The sequence below is a fragment of the Streptomyces sp. NPDC029292 genome (genome assembly GCF_055569295.1).
Genome location: NZ_JBVHXR010000016.1, coordinates 97105 through 116482 on the forward strand (window position 1 = coordinate 97105; position 19378 = coordinate 116482).

21 protein-coding genes are annotated in these 19378 nt (G+C 72.4%); 6 read left to right on the top strand and 15 right to left on the bottom strand.

Annotated elements, in window-relative coordinates; genetic code table 11:
- Nucleotides 1–6 precede the first annotated feature (6 nt).
- The 5 genes from ACZ4WS_RS30825 to ACZ4WS_RS30845 are packed head-to-tail and all read left to right on the top strand — an operon-like array spanning nucleotide 7 to nucleotide 5576.
- Entirely contained in the window at nucleotides 7–1191 is a 1185-nt protein-coding gene (locus ACZ4WS_RS30825; protein ID WP_467985614.1) for an ADP-ribosylglycohydrolase family protein, read from the top strand.
- A complete protein-coding gene (locus tag ACZ4WS_RS30830) occupies nucleotides 1188–2651 on the top strand; it encodes an ADP-ribosylglycohydrolase family protein (RefSeq protein WP_467985616.1) in 1464 nt (487 codons plus the stop codon). The genes ACZ4WS_RS30825 and ACZ4WS_RS30830 overlap by 4 nt, the downstream gene beginning before the upstream one ends.
- A complete protein-coding gene (rbsK, locus tag ACZ4WS_RS30835; protein WP_467985617.1) occupies nucleotides 2648–3541 on the top strand; it encodes a ribokinase in 894 nt (297 codons plus the stop codon). Before ACZ4WS_RS30830 ends, rbsK begins: the two co-directional genes overlap by 4 nt.
- The gene (locus ACZ4WS_RS30840) at nucleotides 3538–4740 is read left to right on the top strand and encodes a CaiB/BaiF CoA transferase family protein (RefSeq protein WP_467985619.1); all 1203 of its coding nucleotides are present in this window, start codon (nucleotides 3538–3540) and stop codon (nucleotides 4738–4740) included. The genes rbsK and ACZ4WS_RS30840 overlap by 4 nt, the downstream gene beginning before the upstream one ends.
- Nucleotides 4737–5576, top strand: coding sequence for an HpcH/HpaI aldolase/citrate lyase family protein (locus tag ACZ4WS_RS30845; RefSeq protein ID WP_467985621.1), 840 nt, complete (start codon nucleotides 4737–4739; stop codon nucleotides 5574–5576). The genes ACZ4WS_RS30840 and ACZ4WS_RS30845 overlap by 4 nt, the downstream gene beginning before the upstream one ends.
- A 60-nt stretch (nucleotides 5577–5636) precedes the next feature.
- Here the strand turns inward: ACZ4WS_RS30845 and lgt are convergent, their stop codons facing one another.
- The 11 genes from lgt to hisI all read right to left on the bottom strand — a co-directional run bounded on the left by lgt (nucleotide 5637) and on the right by hisI (nucleotide 14949).
- On the bottom strand, nucleotides 5637–6638 hold the full coding sequence (gene lgt / locus ACZ4WS_RS30850; RefSeq protein ID WP_467985624.1) for a prolipoprotein diacylglyceryl transferase: 1002 nt from the start codon (nucleotides 6636–6638) through the stop codon (nucleotides 5637–5639).
- 119 nt (nucleotides 6639–6757) lie between these two features.
- On the bottom strand, nucleotides 6758–7534 hold the full coding sequence (locus ACZ4WS_RS30855) for a DsbA family protein (protein WP_467985626.1): 777 nt from the start codon (nucleotides 7532–7534) through the stop codon (nucleotides 6758–6760).
- A gap of 103 nt (nucleotides 7535–7637) precedes the next feature.
- Entirely contained in the window at nucleotides 7638–8453 is an 816-nt protein-coding gene (trpA, locus tag ACZ4WS_RS30860) for a tryptophan synthase subunit alpha (RefSeq protein ID WP_467985628.1), read from the bottom strand.
- Nucleotides 8450–9742: a tryptophan synthase subunit beta gene (gene trpB / locus ACZ4WS_RS30865; RefSeq protein WP_467985630.1), complete on the bottom strand. Its 1293-nt coding sequence runs from the start codon at nucleotides 9740–9742 to the stop codon at nucleotides 8450–8452. The genes trpA and trpB overlap by 4 nt, the downstream gene beginning before the upstream one ends.
- Before the next feature lie 264 nt (nucleotides 9743–10006).
- The gene (gene trpM / locus ACZ4WS_RS30870) at nucleotides 10007–10297 is read right to left on the bottom strand and encodes a tryptophan biosynthesis modulator TrpM (RefSeq protein WP_467985632.1); all 291 of its coding nucleotides are present in this window, start codon (nucleotides 10295–10297) and stop codon (nucleotides 10007–10009) included.
- Nucleotides 10298–10305: 8 nt separating this feature from the next.
- Nucleotides 10306–11115: an indole-3-glycerol phosphate synthase TrpC gene (gene trpC / locus ACZ4WS_RS30875; protein WP_467985634.1), complete on the bottom strand. Its 810-nt coding sequence runs from the start codon at nucleotides 11113–11115 to the stop codon at nucleotides 10306–10308.
- 165 nt (nucleotides 11116–11280) lie between these two features.
- Nucleotides 11281–11730, bottom strand: a complete 450-nt coding sequence (locus ACZ4WS_RS30880; RefSeq protein WP_467985636.1) for a DUF2752 domain-containing protein — start codon at nucleotides 11728–11730, stop codon at nucleotides 11281–11283.
- A 94-nt stretch (nucleotides 11731–11824) separates the two neighbouring features.
- Nucleotides 11825–12073 (bottom strand): HGxxPAAW family protein, encoded by a 249-nt coding sequence (locus ACZ4WS_RS30885; RefSeq protein ID WP_467985638.1) that lies wholly within the window; start codon nucleotides 12071–12073, stop codon nucleotides 11825–11827.
- Between the two features lie 168 nt (nucleotides 12074–12241).
- On the bottom strand, nucleotides 12242–12895 hold the full coding sequence (locus tag ACZ4WS_RS30890; protein ID WP_467985640.1) for a TIGR02234 family membrane protein: 654 nt from the start codon (nucleotides 12893–12895) through the stop codon (nucleotides 12242–12244).
- A gap of 99 nt (nucleotides 12896–12994) precedes the next feature.
- On the bottom strand, nucleotides 12995–14473 hold the full coding sequence (locus tag ACZ4WS_RS30895; protein WP_467985642.1) for an anthranilate synthase component I: 1479 nt from the start codon (nucleotides 14471–14473) through the stop codon (nucleotides 12995–12997).
- An 11-nt stretch (nucleotides 14474–14484) separates the two neighbouring features.
- Entirely contained in the window at nucleotides 14485–14949 is a 465-nt protein-coding gene (hisI, locus tag ACZ4WS_RS30900; RefSeq protein ID WP_467985644.1) for a phosphoribosyl-AMP cyclohydrolase, read from the bottom strand.
- A 241-nt stretch (nucleotides 14950–15190) separates the two neighbouring features.
- Here hisI and ACZ4WS_RS30905 point away from each other — a divergent pair, with 241 nt between their 5' ends.
- The gene (locus ACZ4WS_RS30905; protein ID WP_467985646.1) at nucleotides 15191–15826 is read left to right on the top strand and encodes a TIGR03085 family metal-binding protein; all 636 of its coding nucleotides are present in this window, start codon (nucleotides 15191–15193) and stop codon (nucleotides 15824–15826) included.
- A gap of 42 nt (nucleotides 15827–15868) precedes the next feature.
- Here the strand turns inward: ACZ4WS_RS30905 and ACZ4WS_RS30910 are convergent, their stop codons facing one another.
- The 4 genes from ACZ4WS_RS30910 to ACZ4WS_RS30925 all read right to left on the bottom strand — a co-directional run bounded on the left by ACZ4WS_RS30910 (nucleotide 15869) and on the right by ACZ4WS_RS30925 (nucleotide 19362).
- Nucleotides 15869–17383, bottom strand: coding sequence for an MFS transporter (locus tag ACZ4WS_RS30910; protein WP_467985899.1), 1515 nt, complete (start codon nucleotides 17381–17383; stop codon nucleotides 15869–15871).
- Between the two features lie 112 nt (nucleotides 17384–17495).
- Nucleotides 17496–18083 (bottom strand): ArsR/SmtB family transcription factor, encoded by a 588-nt coding sequence (locus ACZ4WS_RS30915; protein ID WP_467985648.1) that lies wholly within the window; start codon nucleotides 18081–18083, stop codon nucleotides 17496–17498.
- Between the two features lie 125 nt (nucleotides 18084–18208).
- Nucleotides 18209–18964 carry an imidazole glycerol phosphate synthase subunit HisF gene (gene hisF / locus ACZ4WS_RS30920; protein WP_467985650.1) on the bottom strand — a complete coding sequence of 252 codons (756 nt, stop codon included), beginning with the start codon at nucleotides 18962–18964 and terminating at the stop codon, nucleotides 18209–18211.
- The gene (locus ACZ4WS_RS30925) at nucleotides 18961–19362 is read right to left on the bottom strand and encodes a RidA family protein (protein ID WP_467985652.1); all 402 of its coding nucleotides are present in this window, start codon (nucleotides 19360–19362) and stop codon (nucleotides 18961–18963) included. The genes hisF and ACZ4WS_RS30925 overlap by 4 nt, the downstream gene beginning before the upstream one ends.
- Nucleotides 19363–19378: the final 16 nt, after the last annotated feature.

The following is a 19378-nucleotide window of genomic DNA, read 5'->3' on the forward strand; positions in this document are numbered from 1 at the left end:
TCGGGCATGACGCCCAAAGGAGCAAAACCAGGTACAACGTCAGGAACAGGAACAGGGACCCTGGAAGAGCGGATCACCGGGGCCCTCGTCGGAGCCGCCGTCGGCGACGCTCTCGGCGGGCCGGTCGAGGGCTACACCACCGAACAGATCGTGGAACGCCACGGCGGCCGTGTGCATGGCATCGTCGGCCCCTGGAACGGCGACGCCTGGCGCACCGCCCGCCCCATCGCCCCGTACCACAAGGGCGACGGACACGTCACCGACGACACCTTGATGACCCATGCGCTGGTACGGGTGTACGCCGCCGTACGCGACCATCTCGACGCGTACGCCGTCGCCGAGCACCTGGTCCCCGACCTCATGGGCACCCCGCGCTGGATCCCCGAGCTGGAGGCCGAGGCCCTCCCCCTCCAGCGGATCTTCCTTGCGGAGAAATGGCTGGTGGCCCGCCTCCACTACGGCCATGTGGACCCCCGCGAGGCAGGCGTCGGCAACATCGTCAACTGCGGTGCCGCGATGTACATGGCCCCGGTCGGCCTGGTCAACGCGGCGAACCCGGCGGGCGCGTACGCCGAGGCGCTCGACATCGCGGGCGCCCACCAGTCGTCGTACGGCCGCGAGGCGGCGGGGATCTTCTCGGCGGCGGTGGCGGCGGCCTGCGCACCCGGGGCGACCACGGACTCCGTCGTGGCCGCCTGTCTGGCCCTGGCGAAGGACGGCACGCGGTCGGCCATCGAGGCGGTCTGCGAAGTCGCCGCCCGCCACACGGACTTCGAGTCGGCGCTGGGCCCGCTACGCGAAGCGGTGACCCCCTACGACACCGTGGGCCCCGACTACCGCGTCCCGTCCCTCGGCGCCCGCCGCCCCTCCCGCCTCCACTCCATCGAGGAACTCCCCATCGCCCTGGGCATGTTGGTGGTCTCCGGCGGCGACTACCGGCACGCCGTCCTCGGCTCGGTGAACTACGGCCGCGACTGCGACTCCATCGCCACCATGGCCGGCGCCGTCGCGGGCGCCCTCGGCTCCGCGGTCCCCCACGACTGGGCGAAGACGGTCGCGGAGTCGAGCCGCCTCGACCTCGACGCCCCGGCGAGGACACTCGCGGAAGTGACCCGGGAGATCTTCGAAAGGGACGTACACCGCAGGCAGGCCCACGAGACGGCGTACGCCGTGCTGGCGGGCCCACGATGACCGGCGCCGACGGGCCGGCGGCGGGGCTCCGCCTGACCTGGGTCCAGCCCGAGGACCTCCTCGGCCACGAACTCCACCAGGCGGCCCAGGACGGCCGCGCCCCCTCGGCCGTCGCGGCCCGCTGGCGCGCGGCGGGCGGCCCGGAGGCCCCCCTCCGCGCGGGCGCGTCCGCGACCCCGGCGTCCCCGTACCTCCGCGTACTGGCGAAGGACCTCCTGGACGAACTGGCGGACCTACCAAGCAAGTTGGCGGACCACGAGCCCACGGACCTCGCACGCGTCAGGGCTCACTGCTCGGACTGGCCCTCACCGCCTGCGGGCAATCGTGCCGCTGGGGCGGCTCCCGTCCCAAAGAGAGGCGGCACCCCGCAAGCGCCGGTAAGCGCCCCCACCCCAGGCTCAGCCCCCACCCAGGCCCGCCTGGAAGCCGCCTGGCTCGGCAGAGCAGTAGGTTGCCTTCTCGGCAAACCCGTAGAAAAGCTCCCCCTGCAAGGGATCCGAGAACTCGCCCGCGCCACCGGCAACTGGCCCCTGCACACCTGGTTCACCGCGCGAGGCCTCCCCGCCGAACTCACCCACGCCTACCCGTGGAACAAACGCTCCGCCCCCACCTCCCTCGCCGAGAACATCGACGGCATGCCGGAGGACGACGACCTCAACTACCCGCTGCTGAACATCCTGTTGCTGCAACGCCACGGCAGGGACTTCACCACCACGGACGTGGCCCGCCTCTGGCTGGACGAACTCCCCGCGGGCCGCACGTTCACCGCGGAACGCATCGCCTACCGCAACCTCCTCACCGGCATCGACCCCCCACGCACGGCCCGCCACCGCAACCCGTTCCGCGAATGGATCGGCGCCCTGATCCGCGCGGACGTGCACGGCTGGACGAACCCCGGCGACCCGGCGGCCGCCGCGGAACAGGCCCACCGGGACGCCACCCTCACCCACACGGCGAACGGCGTCTACGCGGCGATGTTCACGGCGGCCACGATCGCCGAGGCGGCCACCGGAGCGAGCGACGTCCACCAGTGCCTCCGCACCGGACTCGGCGTCGTCCCGCCCGGCTCCCGCCTCGCCCAGGCGGTCCACCACGCGGTCCAACTGGCCCGTACGACCGATGACTTCGACACCGTCGTCGACGAACTGCACGCCACCCACCGCGCCTACCACTGGGTCCACGCCATCCCGAACTCCGCCCTGCTCGCCGCCGCCCTGACCCACGCGGACGGCGACTTCACCGGCTCCATCTGCCGCGCGGTGTCGGGCGGCTGGGACACGGACTCGAACGGCGCGACCGCGGGAAGCATCGCGGGCCTGCTCGCGGGCGACCCCACCGCCCTCCCCGACCGGTGGACCACCCCCCTCAAGAACCAACTCGCCACCTCGATCGCCGACTTCAACGGCATCGGCTTCGACACCCTCGCCCTTCTCACGCACCGGGAGACCTGTCGCCCATGACCCACATCGCCGTACTCGGCAGCACGAACATGGACCTCGTCGCGTACGTCGCCAAGGCCCCGCAGCGCGGAGAGACCGTGACGGGACGGGAGTTCCGTACGACCCCCGGCGGCAAGGGCGCCAACCAGGCGGTGGCCGCGGCCCACGCGGGCGCCGACGTCTCGCTGATCGGCGCGGTGGGCGCGGACGCCTTCGGCAGCCAGCTCCGGTCCGCACTGGAGCACTCGGGCGTGAACACCGACCATCTGCGCACCACCGAGGGCCCGTCCGGCACCGCGCACATCGTCGTGGACGACGAGGGCGGCAACGCGATCGTCGTCATCCCCGGCGCGAACGGCACCGTCACCGCCCTCGCCCCCGGCGACGAGGGCCTCATCGCCACCGCCGACGCACTGCTGCTCCAGCTCGAGATCCCGCTGAACGCGGTCCTCGCGGGCGCGGAGGCCGCACGCCGCCACGGCGTCCGTACGATCCTCACCCCCTCCCCCGCCCAGCCCCTGCCGCCCCGACTCCTCTCCGTCATCGACCTGTTGGTGCCCAACGAGCACGAGGCCGCCGCGCTCACCGGCGTCACCGATCCCCGGGAGGCCGCCGCCGCACTGCTCGACCAAGTCCCCGAAGTCGTCGTCACCCTGGGCGCGGCGGGCAGCCTGTACGCGGCCCGGGGCACCGCGCCCCTCACCGTGCCCGCGCCCCGCGTGACCGCCGTGGACTCGACCGGCGCGGGCGACACCTTCGTCGGCACCCTCGCGGTGGCGCTCGGCGAGGGCCGGGAGATGCCGGAGGCGCTCGCGTGGGCGTCGGCCGCCGCCGCGCTGTCGGTGCAGCGGCCCGGGGCGTCGTCCTCGATGCCGTACCGCTCCGAGATCGACACCCAGGCCGGCTCATGACAGCGCACGCGGAAAACGCCCCCCTGACCGGTCTGCGCGTCCTCGACCTCGCGACCCTCTTCGCCGGACCGCTCGCCGCCACCATGCTCGGCGACTTCGGCGCGGAGGTCATCAAGGTCGAGCATCCGTCCAAGCCCGACCCTTCCCGGGGGCACGGCCCGTCGAAGGACGGCATCGGCCTGTGGTGGAAGCTCCTCGGCCGCAACAAGCGCACGATCACGCTCGATCTGTCGAAGCCCGGCGGCCGCACGACCCTCCTCCGCCTCGCCGCCACGGCCGACGTCATCATCGAGAACTTCCGCCCCGGCACGCTGGAGAAATGGGAGCTGGGCTGGGAGGAGCTGTCGGCCGCGAACCCCCGGCTGGTCCTCGCCCGGGTCACCGGCTTCGGCCAGTTCGGCCCGTACGCGCACCGCCCCGGCTTCGGCACGCTCGCGGAGGCGATGAGCGGCTTCGCGGCGATCACCGGCGAACCGGACGCCCCGCCGACCCTCCCGCCCTTCGGTCTGGCCGACTCGATCGCGGGCCTGGCGACGGCGTACGCCGTGATGACCGCCCTGACCGCCCGCGACCGCACCGGCAAGGGCCAGGTGATCGACATGGCGATCATCGAACCGATCCTGACCGTCCTCGGCCCGCAGCCCATCTGGTACGACCAGTTGGGCCACGTCCAGCCGCGTACCGGCAACCGCTCCGCGAACAACGCGCCCCGCAACACCTACCGCACGGCGGACGGCTCCTGGGTCGCGGTCTCGACCTCGGCGCAGTCGGTCGCGGAACGCGTGATGCGGCTGGTCGGCCGCCCGGACCTGATCGCCGAGCCATGGTTCGCGACGGGCGCGGACCGCGCGCGCCACACGGACGTCCTCGACGACGCGGTGGGCGCCTGGATCGCCCGGCGCACCCGCGCCGAGGTCCTGGACGCCTTCGAGAAGGCGGAGGCGGCGGTGGCTCCCATCCAGGACGTGCGGGACGTGATGGCAGACCCTCAATACGAGGCCCTGGACACCATCACCACCATCGACGATCCCGAACTGGGCCCGCTGCGCATGCAGAACGTCCTCTTCCGGCTCTCCTCGACCCCCGGTGCGATCCACTGGGCGGGCCGCCCGCACGGCGCGGACACCGAGACGGTGCTGACCGAACTCGGCCTGACGGAGCCCGAGATCACCAGCCTGAGAGCCGAGGGCGCCCTGTGACCACCCTGCCGTTCCCCCTCACGTGGCTGTACGCCCCCGGAGACCGCCCCGATGTCGTGCTCAAGGCCCTCGCCTCCGGCGCGGACGTCGTCCTCGTCGACCTGGAGGACGCGGTCGCCCCGGACCGCAAGGAGTACGCCCGCGCGGCCACCGCGGAGCTCCTCTCCGAACCGCCGCCGGTCCCGGTCCACGTCCGCGTGAACGCCCTGGACGGCCCGTTGGCGGCGGCCGACCTCAAGACGCTCGCGCCGCTCCCCGGGCTGGCCGGTCTCCGCCTCCCCAAGGTGACCTCGCCCTCCGACGTCGTACGGGTCGCGGAGGGCGCCACCCCCTCCGAGGGAGGCGCGATCCCGCTGTACGCCCTCCTGGAGACGGCCCTCGGCGTGGAACAGGCCTTCGCCATCGCGTCCTCGCACCGCGCGCTCCGCGGTGTCTCGCTGGGGGAGGCCGACCTGCGGGCCGACTTGGGGGTACGGGAGGACGCGGGCCTGGACTGGGCCCGCTCCCGCGTGGTCCTGGCCGCCCGCGCCGCCGGTCTGGCCCCGCCGGCCCAGTCCATCTACCCGGACATCCGCGACCGCGACGGCCTGGCCGCCTCCTGCGCCCACGGCCGCGCCCTGGGCTTCCTCGGCCGCACGGCCATCCACCCCCGCCAGCTCCCGGTCATCGAGCGGGCCTACCTCCCCACCCCGGACGAGATCGAGACCGCCGAGGCGATCATCAAGGCAGCCGCCACCGAGCCGGGCGCCCAGGCCCTCCCCGACGGCCGCTTCATCGACGCGGCGGTGGTAGCGGGCGCCCACCGCACCCTGACACTGGCGCGCCGCCTGGGCTGACGCACGCGATGGGGGCGCCGCGTCCCAGACGCGGCGCCCCCATCGACGTACAGGAAACCGTCAGCTCTTCTTGGCCGACTGGGCCTCGTCCTCCGTGGACTCGGCGGACTCTACGGCCGACTCGGCCTCGTCGGGTTCCGTGGCCTCGTCGGGTTCCGTGGACTCGGCGGGCTCCGTGGACTCGGCGTCCGCCGGCTTGTCCAGGTCGACGGAGTCACCCTCGGTCTCGCCGTCACCCTCGCTGGAAGCGCCCGGCTCCACGATCTCCTCCCGACCGGGCCGCAGCCTGGCGGAGAGGACGATGTAGATCACCGCGAGGAGGAAGACCACCATCGCGGTCCAGTCGTTGAGGCGCAGGCCCAGGATGTGGTGGGCGTCGTCGACGCGCATGTACTCGATCCAGCCGCGGCCGACACAGTACGCGGCGACGTACAGCGCGAAGGCACGACCGTGGCCGAGCTTGAAGCGGCGGTCGGCCCAGATGACGAGGAAGCCGACGCCGACGCACCACAAGGACTCGTACAGGAACGTCGGGTGGTAGTAACCCGGCACGCGGCCGTCCGTCGAGGACGTGATGTGCAGCGCCCAGGGAACGTGCGTCTCGCGCCCGTAGAGCTCCTGGTTGAACCAGTTGCCCCAGCGCCCGATGGCCTGCGCGAAGGCGATGCCGGGAGCGAGGGCGTCGGCCCAGGCGGGCAGCGGGATGCCGCGGCGGCGGCAGCCGATCCACGCGCCGACCGCGCCGAGCGCGATCGCGCCCCAGATACCGAGTCCGCCCTCCCATACCTTGAAGGCGTCCACCCAGTCACGGCCCTCGCTGAAGTACAGCTCGTAGTCCGTGATCACGTGGTAGAGCCGGCCGCCGACGAGGCCGAAGGGGACGGCCCAGACCGCGATGTCGGCCACCGTGCCGGCCCGCCCTCCCCGGGCGATCCAGCGCTTGTTGCCGAGCCAGACGGCTACGAAGACGCCGATGATGATGCAGAACGCGTAGCCGCGGAGCGGAATGGGGCCGAGGTGCAGCACACCGCGCGACGGGCTGGGAATGTAGGCAAGTTCCATGGCAAGGTCGACGCTACCGTGCCGGGCGGGAACCACGGCAAGCAGCCCGGCAACGGGTCCATAACGGGGTGTGACCCCGGGGTCCGCGCCGGGCCGGGGTCACACGGGCCGTCCAGGACTCAGCCCTTGTTCGCCGCCTCCACCATCTGCTTCAGCTTGGCCGGGGTCATCGTCTGGTCCGCGTAGATGTTCTTGCCGCCGAGCAGCACGGTCGGCGTGCCGGTGAAACCGCCGCTGCGGAAGGCGTCGTTCGACTTCACCACCCAGCTGCTGTGCCTGCCGTCGATGACACAGGTCCGGAAGGCGGCCGTGTCCAGTCCGTCGACCTTGCCCGCGAGCTCGATGAGCTTGCTGTCGTTCGCGAAGGCGTCGTCGGTCTCCTTGGGTTGGTTCTCGTACAGCACGTCGTGGTACGCGGGGAACTTTCCGGCGTCCTGGGCGCAGGCCGCGGCGTTGGCGGCCTTGCGGGAGCCGCTGCCGCCCAGGTTCCCGTCGATGAGCGTGACGAGGTGGTACTCGACCCTCAGCTGGCCGGAGTCGACCAGTTCGTGGATCGTCGGGCGGTACGCCGTCTCGAAGGCCTGGCAGGCGGGGCAGCGGAAGTCCTCCCACACCGTGAGGGTCGACTTGGCGCCGTCCTTGCCGACGGGGATCGCGAGGCTGTCCTTGCCGATCGCTCCCGAGGGCGATACGACCGGGCCCGATGTGTCGCTCTTCTTTTCCTTGCCGGAGTTGGCGGCCAGGACGCCGACCACCGCGGCCAGGGCGAGGACGCAGACGACCGACGCCCCCACGATCAGCGCCCGGCGGCGCCTCTCCCCGGCCTTCTGCTTCTCTCGCTCGACTGCCAGCCGCTCGCGGGCGGTGCGCTTTCCGTCACGGTTCTTCTCGCTCACATCCGGCAGAACGAACCGGGGAGGCGCAGCGCGCCTCCCCGGTCCCAGGTCCACCCGTTCGAGTGAGCGGATTGTCCGTTACATAACTGAATGGCCCGTTTCGTTACGCCGTGCGGCGTACGCCCTTCGCCAGGTCGCCCGCCAGCTCGCGGACGGCCTCCAGGCCCGCCTGCTCGTCCGTCGCGTCCAGCATCCGCTTCACGAACGCCGACCCGACGATCACTCCGTCGGCGAAGCCTGCCACCTCGGCGGCCTGCTCGGCGTTCGAGACGCCGAGACCGACGCAGACGGGCAGCTCGGTGGTGGCCTTGGTGCGCCCCACCAGATCCTGCGCCTGCGCGCCCACCGACGCCCGGGTGCCGGTGACACCCATCAGCGAGGCCGCGTACACGAAGCCGGAGCCCGCCGCGGTGATCTCGGCGAGCCGGGCGTCCTTGCTGCTGGGCGCGACGACGAAGACGGTCGCGAGACCGTGCTTCTCGGCGTGCTCCCGCCACAGCGCCGACTCCTGGACGGGGAGGTCGGGCAGGATGCACCCGGCCCCGCCCGCTTCCGCGAGCTCGGCGGTGAAGCGCTCGACGCCGTAGCGGTCGATCGGATTCCAGTACGTCATCACGAGTACGGGCTTGCCGGTGGCCTCGAACGCCTCACGCACCGTCCGCATGACGTCCGCGATCTTCACGCCGCCCCGCAGGGCGATGTCGTCGGCGGTCTGGATGACGGGCCCGTCGAGGACGGGGTCGCTGTGCGGCAGCCCCACCTCGACGATGTCGGCGCCGCCGTCGAAGGCGGCCTTGATCGCCTCGATGCCGCCGTCGACGGTCGGGAACCCGGCGGGCAGGTACGCGATGAGGGCGGACCGCCCCTCGGCCTTGGCGCCGGCGAGGGTGTCGCTCAACAGCTGGATGTTGCCGCTCACTTGACGTCCCCCTCGATCTCGGCGGTGTCGCCGGCGGCGTCCGCCTCGACGACGGCGTCGGCTTCGGTGTCGTACAGGCCGAAGTACCGGGCGGCCGTGTCCATGTCCTTGTCGCCGCGGCCCGACAGGTTGACGATGATCAGCCCGTCCTTGCCCAGCTCCTTGCCGACCTCCAGGGCCCCGGCCAGCGCGTGCGCGCTCTCGATCGCCGGGATGATGCCCTCGGTGCGGGAGAGCAGGCGCAGGGCCTGCATGGCCGCGTCGTCGGTGACCGCACGGTACTCGGCGCGGCCGCTGTCCTTGAGGTAGGAGTGCTCAGGACCGATGCCCGGGTAGTCGAGTCCGGCCGAGATCGAGTAGGGCTCGGTGATCTGGCCCTCCTCGTCCTGGAGGACGTACGACCGCGAGCCGTGCAGGATGCCGGGCTCACCGGCCGTCAGCGTGGCCGCGTGCTCACCGGTCTCGACGCCGTGCCCGGCGGGCTCGCAGCCGATGAGGCGTACGTCCGCGTCCGGGATGAAGGCGTGGAAGAGCCCGATGGCGTTGGACCCGCCGCCGACGCAGGCGACGGCCGCGTCGGGCAGCCGCCCCGCACGCTCCAGGATCTGCCGTCGCGCCTCCACACCGATGACCCGGTGGAAGTCGCGCACCATGGCCGGGAAGGGGTGCGGACCGGCCACCGTCCCGAACAGGTAGTGGGTGTGCTCGACGTTGGCGACCCAGTCCCGGAAGGCCTCGTTGATGGCGTCCTTGAGCGTCCGGCTGCCGGACTTCACGGCGATGACCTCGGCGCCGAGCATGCGCATCCGGGCGACGTTGAGGGCCTGGCGCTGGGTGTCGATCTCGCCCATGTAGATGGTGCACTCGAGCCCGAAGAGCGCGCAGGCGGTCGCGGTCGCGACGCCGTGCTGTCCCGCGCCGGTCTCGGCGATGACGCGCGTCTTGCCCATCCTCTTGGTGAGCAGGGCCTGCCCGAGGACGTTGTTGATCTTGTGGGACCCGGTGTGGTTCAGGTCCTCGCGCTTGAGGAACACCCGTGCGCCACCGGCGTGTTCGGCGAACCGCGGGACCTCGGTGAGGGCGCTCGGCCGCCCGGTGTAGTGGACGAGCAGGTCGTCGAGTTCACGCGCGAACTCGGGATCCGCCTTCGCCTTGTCGTACTCGACGGCGACCTCGTCCACGGCGGCGACCAGCGCCTCCGGGATGAACTTGCCGCCGAACGCGCCGAAGTAGCCCTCGGCGCTGGGGACTTGACCCTCCGGGTCGGGAATGAAGAACTCGCTGGGCATGCGGTTACCTCGCAGGGGCGACAGCCCCGGTTACAGGTCGCGGACAGGGGTCACGTTATCCACGTACGCACATGACGCGCTGGAGGCACAGAGCCGGTCGCTCTCCCCGCCTGCCGGGAAAGCGGCAGGTCAGGGCCATGATCCCGTCGTAACGGCGAGAACCCTGAGGGCGTGTACCGACGGTTCCTGACCGGCCGGAACGATCCGTCGCGGAACGGTCGGAGCCCGAGTTGCCCGGCGTGGACGGGCGGTGCCGGACCCGGCTCAGCCCACCCGAAGAGGGGAGGGCGCCGGGGACAGCGCGCGCGTGCGGACGCGGCTGCCGCGCCATCGCATCCCGTTCACCTGGCCCGGCTCGTCCCCGATGACGTACCGGACGCGGCGCCCGTGCACACGCCGTGCGGGCGCCCGGCAGCCGCGCGGACGGCAGCCGCGGGCGAGGCGGGCGTAGGGGTTGCGCGCCCCGGCGGCAGCGGCCGCACGTACGCACGCCGGACCGCCGTCGGGGCGCGGGCCCGGACGGGGAACGGCGAGGACGTCGGTCGCGGCGTGCACCGGGGGTGTCAGCTCCGTCCGTGGCGCAGCGCGGGGTGGGCCCCCGCCGCGACCAGGTCGGAGACGGCGGTCTTCGGGTCGCGGCCGGTGACGAGCGACTCGCCCACCAGGACCGCGTCGGCGCCGGCGTTGGCGTACGCGATCAGGTCGTGCGGCCCGCGGACACCGGACTCGGCGACCTTGACGATGCCGGCCGGGATCTCGGGGGCCAGGCGCTCGAAGGTGGTGCGGTCGACCTTGAGGGTCTTCAGGTCGCGCGCGTTGACGCCGATGATCTTGGCGCCCGCGTCCACCGCCCGCTCGACCTCGTCCTCGTCGTGCACCTCGACGATCGGGGTGAGTCCGATGGACTCGGCACGCTCGATGAGGGACTCCAGGGCTGCCTGGTCGAGGGCGGCCACGATCAGCAGCGCGAGGTCGGCGCCGTACGCGCGGGCCTCCCACAGCTGGTACGACGTGACGATGAAGTCCTTGCGCAGGACCGGGATGTCCACGCGGGCACGGACGGCCTCCAGGTCCGCGAGCGAGCCGCCGAAGCGGCGCTGCTCGGTGAGGACCGAGATGACGGCCGCGCCGCCCGCCTCGTAGTCCGCGGCGAGCCCGGCCGGGTCGGCGATCGCGGCCAGCGCGCCCTTGGACGGGCTGGAACGCTTGACCTCGCAGATGACCTTGACGCCGTCACCGCGCAGGGCCGCCACGCCGTCCTTGGCCGCCGGAGCCTTCGCCGCGCGCTCCTTGAGCTCGTCGAGGCTGACGCGCGCCTGCCGCTCCGCGAGGTCGGCCCGGACTCCGTCGATGATCTCGTCGAGCACACTCACGCGAGCGGCCCCCTTCCCTGCGGTGGACGGTTGAAGCGTTGAGCAACCGACCCGGGTTCACCGTCTCGGACGGTTCAGACGGGTCACTCCGATGGTATCCGGAGGAAGGCGTAGACCTCACATCCGGTTGACGCCGGTCCCACTACCTGGACCTTTGCCAATCGATCAAGGGTGCAGCCAGCCGCCGAACGGCAGGTTCCGGACAACCGTGAAAACCAGCAGCAACGCGCCGGCGCTCCACAGGTGCACGGGCCCCAGATCGATCCGCATCGGGCGTCCGCGCGCCGACCGGACCACCCAGACGGTCCACACCACGGCGAAGACCAGATACCCCACGACGGCGAGCGCGTTGTCCGTGAGGGCTGCCGCGAAGTCCCCGTGCATGACGGCGTGCGCGCTGCGCAGGCCGCCGCAGCCGGGGCAGTACACGCCCGTGAACCGCAGCAGCGGGCAGACGGGGTAGTGGCCGGGCTGGTTGGGGTCGACGGCCCCGACGTACGCGAAGGCGCCGGCGACGGCCGCGAGCACCCCGCCGGGGACGACGAGCCGCCGCAGCACGACGGCGCTCCCGGCCGGGTGCGTCACCCTCTGGGTCTCTGCGTTCACCCCACGCATTCTGCCTCTCCCCCACGCCGGGCGCCCGCCGCGCACACGTGAGAGGCGGCCCCGGCACGAGTGCCGGGGCCGCCTCTCACGAAGCTCTACGGGGTCAGGCGTCGGCGCCCACGGCCTCGCGCACCGGGCGCACCGGCTGCGCGTGCGAGGCCTTCGGCTGGCCCAGGCCCGCCGCCCGCATGGCCATGCCGACGACACCGCCGAGGCCGACGATGACCATTCCGGCCCAGAAGCCCAGCGGGTCGGCCATCACCATGAAGGCACCCGCGACGCAGAAACCGATGAAGGCGATGATGACACCGGTCCAGGCGGCCGGGGTGTGACCGTGGCTGCTGCCCGCCATGACTTGCTCCTCGTTGCTGTTTGCGTGTGTGAGTGGGACGTTCACCGTCCATTGTCACGTACTCGCGCGCCCGTCGTGAGCGGGGGGTGGCCGCTCGTGCGTCGAATACGGCAAGTCACGACCAAGGGCCCGGGCCGGAAGACCCGGTCACCCCGGCCGATGCAGGTCCTAGGTCCCGGCGGGGTCCGGTCCCGTCGGGTCCTCGCCCCGGTCGAGCGCCTTCCAGATGTCCTCGGGCCGGTCCGGGTCGACCGGCTTGGCCTTGCGCGGCCGGGGCGTCCCGTCGCGCTCGTAGCGGCCCGACATGGCGGGCCACAGGCGCCCGTAGCGCAGCGCGAGCAGCCCCGCGAGGAGGATGAGCGCGCCGCCCGCGGCGGCGACGTACGGCCAGACGGTGTGGGTGAGCGCGTCCGCGGTGGCCGCGGTGTCGCCGGAGGCCGCCGCGGCCTTCTCGTCGAGCGCCGCGCTGTCGCTCGCGCCGAGCACGGCCGCGACGACCGTGCCCGCGCCGGAGAGCGTGAGCAGCGCGGAGACCAGGAAGCGCCCGGAGCGGCGGACGGCGAAGACGGCGACGAGCGCGGCGAGGCCCACTATGGCGAGCGCCGCGGGCACACCCGTGACGTCGCTGCCCTTGGCGGTCAGCGGGAAGGCACCGCCGGCCACCGTCGCGGTGCCCTCCGACCAGCTCTGCCGGGTGGAGAGCAGCGCCACGGCCGCGCCGAGCGCGCCGCTGAGCAGGGCGACGCCGAGGCTGCGGCGGCCGGACCGGGCGGGTCCGGCGGCTTCGGATCGGGGGTGAGGTACAGCAGTCACGTAGTCCACTATCGCCTGAACCCCGGGCGAACCGTCACCCGGGGTTCACGTGAGCCTCGTCCTATTGCCCGGATTACTGCCCGGGTTGCTGCCCGGGTTGCTGCCGGACTACTGCCCCAGCCGGTTGGCCGTGTGGACCGCGCGCAGCACCGCGGCGGCCTTGTTGCGGCACTCGTTGTCCTCCGCCACGGGGTCCGAGTCGGCGACGATGCCGGCGCCCGCCTGGACGTACGCCGTGCCGTCCCGCAGCAGCGCCGTACGGATGGCGATGGCGGTGTCGGAGTCGCCCGCGAAGTCCAGGTAGCCCACACAGCCGCCGTACAACCCCCGCCTGGACGGCTCGAGTTCGTCGATGATCTGCATCGCGCGCGGCTTGGGCGCGCCGGAGAGGGTGCCCGCGGGGAAGCAGGCGGTGAGGACGTCGAAGGCCGTACGACCTCCCGCGACCCGCCCGGTCACCGTCGAGACGATGTGCATCACGTGCGAGTACCGCTCGATGGACATGAAGTCGACGACCTCGACCGAGCCCGGTTCGCAGACCCGTCCGAGGTCGTTGCGCCCCAGGTCGACGAGCATCAGGTGCTCGGCGCGCTCCTTGGGGTCGGCGATCAGCTCGTCGGCGAGGGCCTGGTCCTCCTGGACCGTGGCACCGCGCGGCCGGGTGCCCGCGATGGGGTGCACCATCGCCTGCCCGTCCTCGACCTTGACCAGGGCCTCGGGGGACGAGCCGACGACGTCGAACCCGTCGAAGCGGAAGAGGTACATGTACGGCGACGGGTTGGTCGCCCGCAGGACCCTGTACACGTCCAACGCGCTGGCCGTGCACGGCGTTTCGAAGCGCTGGGAGGGTACGACCTGGAAGGCCTCGCCGGCCCGGATGCGCTCCTTGATGTCCTCGACGGCGTCCTGGAAATCGGGGCCGCCCCAGAGCGCGGTGTACTCGGGGAGCTCGGAGGGCGGGAGCGCGGCCGGGGGCTGCGAGACCGCGCGCGAGAGGTCGGCCTCCATGGCGTCGAGGCGCGCGATCGCGTCCGCGTAGGCCTCGTCGACGCCCGTGTCGAGGTCATTGTGATTGATCGCGTTGGCGATCAGCTGGACCGAGCCGTCCCAGTGGTCCATGACCGCAAGGTCGCTGGTCAGCAGCATGGTCAGCTCGGGCAGCTTCAGGTCGTCCCGGTCGCCGGGGCCGATCTTCTCCAGGCGGCGCACGATGTCGTAGCCCAGGTAGCCGACCATGCCGCCGGTGAACGGGGGCAGGTCCTCGCCGTGCGGGGTGTGCAGCGCCTCGATGGTGGCGCGCAGGGCGGCGAGCGGATCGCCGTCGACCGGGACGCCGACGGGCGGCGTGCCGAGCCAGTGCGCCTGCCCGTCGCGCTCGGTGAGGGTCGCGGCCGAGCGCACGCCCACGAAGGAGTAGCGGGACCAGGAACGGCCGTTCTCGGCGGATTCCAGGAGGAAGGTGCCGGGGCGCTCGGCGGCGAGCTTGCGGTACAGCGCGACCGGCGTGTCGCCGTCCGCGAGGAGCTTGCGGCTGACGGGGATCACACGGCGGTCGGTGGCCAGCTTGCGGAACGTCTCAAGGTCCATGGCGGCTGACCCTACTGTCCTGTCGACGGTACGTCCGCCGCGGTGTTCCTCGGGTCGGCCAGGGGGTCCTTCGGGTCGGCCAAGGAGTCCTTCGGGTCGACCACGGGGTCCTTCAGCAGGACGTCGGCGTCGAAGCAGGTGCGGGCGCCGGTGTGGCAGGCGGCGCCGACCTGGTCGACGCGCACGAGGACGGTGTCGGCGTCGCAGTCGAGAGCCACGGACTTCACATGCTGGACATGTCCTGAAGTATCACCCTTGACCCAGTACTCCTGGCGGCTGCGCGACCAGTACGTGCAGCGGCCCGTGGTGAGCGTGCGATGCAGCGCCTCGTCGTCCATCCAGCCGAGCATCAGCACCTCACCGGTGTCGTACTGCTGGGCGATGGCGGGGACGAGCCCGTCGGCGCTGCGCTTGAGGCGCGCGGCGATCTCGGGATCCAGGCTGCTGGGCCTGCTGGGCGGAGGCGTGCTGGTCATACCGACCATTGTGCCGCGCCGCTCTGACAGTCCAGGCGGACGTCCACCGGTCGGACCGCGCGAACGGCGCGCGGGGCGCGCGGGGCGCGCGGGGCGGGCGGGGCGCGCGGGGCGGGCGGGGCGGGCGCGCAGTGCGGCCCGGTGTCCACTGAATGAAAGGGGCGGCGCGCAGCGCCTCGGTGAGGGGTGGTGGCCGGGAGACGGGTGGGCGGAGCGGCGGGGCGGTCGTAGGCTGGCTGACATGTCGACCCATGCGAAGCGTGAACGACTCCTCCTCGCCGATCTGCTGGAGACCGAGGGACCGGACGCCCCCACCCTGTGCGAGGGCTGGAACACCCGTGATCTCGCCGCGCACGTGGTGGTGCGCGAGCGCCGCGCGGACGCCGCGGGCGGGATCGTGATCAAACAGCTCGCGCCCCGCCTGGAGCGGGTGCAGGCCGAGTTCGCCGAGAAGCCGTACGAGGAGCTGATCCAGCTGATCCGTACGGGACCGCCGCGCTTCTCGCCCTTCTCGCTGAAGCAGATCGACGAGGCGTCGAACACGGTCGAGTTCTACGTCCACACCGAGGACGTACGGCGTGCGCAGCCCGACTGGACGCCGCGCGAGCTGGACACGGTCTTCCAGGACGCCCTGTGGTCGCGTCTGGAGCGCACGGCCCGGCTGATGGGCCGCGGCGCCCCGACCGGGGTGGTGCTGCGCCGCCCGGACGGCCAGACGGTGGTCATGCACAAGGGCACGCCGGTCGTGACGGTGACCGGCGCGCCCTCGGAGCTCCTGATGTTCGCGTTCGGGCGGCAGAGCTCGGCGCGGGTCGAGCTGGACGGCGACGAGGACGCGATCGCGAAGCTCCATGGGGCGCAGCAGCTCGGGCTCTGACCGCCGCCTCTGACCGTTGCTTCTGGCCGTTGCTTCTGACCGCTACTTCGGCAGTTCGGCGCGGCGCAGGTCGCGGACGCTCAGTGCGAGGACTCCGCCGAGGCCGCAGACCGTGGCGCTGGTGACGAAGACGGGGCCGGTGCCCCACCAGCCGATCGCGGCGGCGGTCAGCGGCATGCTGAGCGGGGCGAGCCCGAGGCTGACGATGCCGGAGACGGCGCTGACCCGGCCCAGGTAGGCGGGGTCCGCCTGGGTCTGCAGCAGCGCCCCGCACAGGGCGCCGCTGAGCCCCGCGAGCAGCCCGATGAGCAGGGCGACACCGACGGCCGCGGCAACACTGGGTACGTAGGCGAGCGCGCCGATCGCGACGGAGCCCGCCAGGATCGCCGTCGCGGCCAGGTGCCCGGCGTGCGGCAGACGCCCCCGCACGGTCAGCAGCAGCGCGGCGGCTCCCGCGCCGGTCCCGAACCCGGCGAGCACCAGACCCATGCCGGACGCGCCCCATCCGCGCTGGTCGGCCAGCAGGGTCAGTCCCACGTTCAGCGGCCCGACGAAGCCGAGGTCGCCGAGCGCGATGGCGGCGATCAGCGGAGCGAGGACGCGGTGACGCCGGATGTAGCGCAGACCGTCCCGGAGATCCCGCCAGGCAGGCGCCGCACCCGACCGGGCCTGCGCGCCTCCGGCCGGCCCCTTACGACCCGCGACCCCGGCGACGTCCGCACCGGGCGCCGAACCCCCACCGCCTGCACCCTTCACGCCGGGCGCCGAACCCCCACTGCCACTGTCGGCCGCGACACCCGCAGGCCCCTCGCCGCCCCCGACTCTCTCAGCGTCCACGCCGACCGCCGGGCCCGCACCCACCGCGCCGCCCGCGTCGCCACCACCCACAGCATCCACACCGACCACCGAGCCCGCACCGCCCGTGTCGGCCGCACCGCCCACACCACCCGCGTCGACCGCAGCCCCCGTCCCGCCCAGTTGGCCCATGCCGTCCACGCCGTCCAGACCGTCCAGACCGTCCGCGCCGCGCCCCTCACCCACCGGCAGATCCGATATCCGTACGGAGATCAGCAGTGGCACCGACACGGCGATCAGCATCCCGGCGAGCCCGAACGCCGTGGCCGCGCCGCCGAGGGCGACGCCGAGGCCGCCGAGCGGTGCGCCCGCCACGTTGGCGAAACGGATCGCGAGGCCGCGCATGCCCTGCACGCGGGCGAGCTGGTCGCGGCCGGTGACGCGGGCCGGGAGGGCGCCCACGGCGGGCATGAAGACGGCGTCGACGGTGCCGAAGACGATGGCGAGCAGGGCCAGCAGCCACAGCCCGGGGCTGGCCGCGAACAGCAGCGCGGCCACCGCGAGGACGGCCACGCAGCGCACGGCGTCGCTGCCGATGACGACCTTGCGCGGCCCGAACCGGTCGGCGACCACGCCCCCGCCCAGCATCAGCAGGGCACGCGGCACGGCGCTCGCGGTCATGACGAGGCCGGCCTGCGAGGGCGTGCCGGCCTGGACGGCCGCCCAGGACAACGCGATGTAGTAGACGTTGTCGCCGATCATCGACGAGGTGTAGGCGCCGAGCCAGCGCAGGACGTTGCCGTCGCGGTGGGCGGGCTTCCCGGTGGCGACCGGCGCCGGGGGTATGACAGTCGTGGTCACGGAGCGCGTCCTCTCAGGGGCGGAACGGGAAGCCGTACACGTGCAGCGCGACGTTTTCGCGCCCTTCGGTCTCGCCGGCGGCCTCGCGGGCGCGCCCTTCCTCGTCGTACTTCTTGAGCAGGTCGTGCATGTCCTTCTTCAGGTCGGCCAGTTCGGAGGCCGTCAGCCGCAGCAGGGCCTCGGAGCCGAGGGCGGCCTCGTTCCACTCGGCGCCCCAGTGGGCGCGTTCGTCGAGGTAGGTGCGGTAGAGCTCGCTGCGCTGCTCCTGGAAGAGCCGGGAGGCCGCCAGGTGTGCCGCCACCTTCTCCGGCGCGTCCCGGAAGTCCTTGTCGCGGATGCTCACGCCCTCGGAGGCGGGCTGCCACCAGCGCTCCCGCCCGTCCTCGCTACGCGGCTCGCTCTCCTCGATCAGCCCGTTTTCGGCGAGCTTGCGCAGGTGGTAACTGACCAGCGAGGGGGCCTCGTCGACCAGCTCACCGAGCTGCGAGGCGGTCGCCGCCTCGGTCACGAACAGCGCCCGGTACAGCTTCATCCGCAGCGGGTGGGCGAGTGCCTTGAGCGTGCCCAGATCCGTGATGCTGCGCTTCTCCTTCTCGGCCATGACTCCAGACCCTAGATGCGAAAGAGAAGTTGCGCAACTAAAATTGCGCAACTTCTCTTTCACATCTGCTCACAATTGAGCCCCGGCCACCCAGTGACCGGGGCTCAGAGGCCTGACGCGGAACCTCAGCGCACCGGGTGCCCCGCCGCCCGCAACGTCTCCTTCACCTCGCCGATCCGCAGATCCCCGAAGTGGAAGACGGACGCGGCGAGTACGGCGTCGGCGCCCGCGGCGATGGCGGGCGGGAAGTCGGCGAGCCGCCCCGCGCCGCCGCTCGCGATGAGCGGGACGGTGACGTGCTTGCGTACGGCCTCGATCATCTCGATGTCGTACCCGTCCTTCGTGCCGTCCGCGTCCATCGAGTTGAGCAGGATCTCCCCCGCGCCCAGCTCGGCGGCCCGGTGCGCCCACTCGACGGCGTCGATGCCGCTGCCCTTGCGGCCGCCGTGGGTCGTCACCTCGAAGGACCCGCTCTCCGTCCTGCGCGCGTCCACCGACAGCACCAGCACCTGCCGCCCGAACCGCTCCGCGATCTCACGGATGAGATCGGGCCGGGCGATCGCGGCCGTGTTGACCCCGACCTTGTCCGCTCCCGCCCGCAGCAGCTTGTCGACGTCCTCGGCGGTGCGTACGCCGCCGCCGACGGTCAGCGGGATGAAGACCTGCTCGGCGGTGCGGCGCACCACGTCGTAGGTGGTCTCGCGGTTGCCGGAGGACGCCGTGATGTCCAGGAACGTCAGCTCGTCGGCGCCCTCGGCGTCGTACACCTTGGCCATCTCGACGGGGTCGCCCGCGTCGCGCAGGTTCTGGAAGTTGACGCCCTTGACGACCCGGCCGTTGTCCACGTCCAGGCAGGGGATGACTCGGACCGCCAGGGTCATGAATCCACGGCTCCTCTGAATGCTTCTAGTTCCACTTCGACCAGGATGCGCGGATCGACGAAGCCGTCCACGACCAGCAGGGTCGAGGCCGGGCGCACGGAGTCGAACAGCTCCTTGTGGGCCCGGCCCACCTCGTCGACGTCACGCAAGTGGGTCAGGTACATGCGGGTCCGGAGCACCGACTCGATACCGAGCCCGAACTCGCCGATCGCCTCGATCGCACTGGCGAAGGCCACCATCGCCTGCTCGTACGGGTCGCCCTCCCCGTACAGCACGCTGCCCTTGAAGGACGTCGTGCCCGCCACCAGGACGCGGTCGCCGGCCGCGACGGCGCGTGCGTAACCGAAGGACTCTTCCCAGGGACTTCCGCTCTGCACACGCCGTACGGCATCGGTCATGACACTGTGCCCGTTT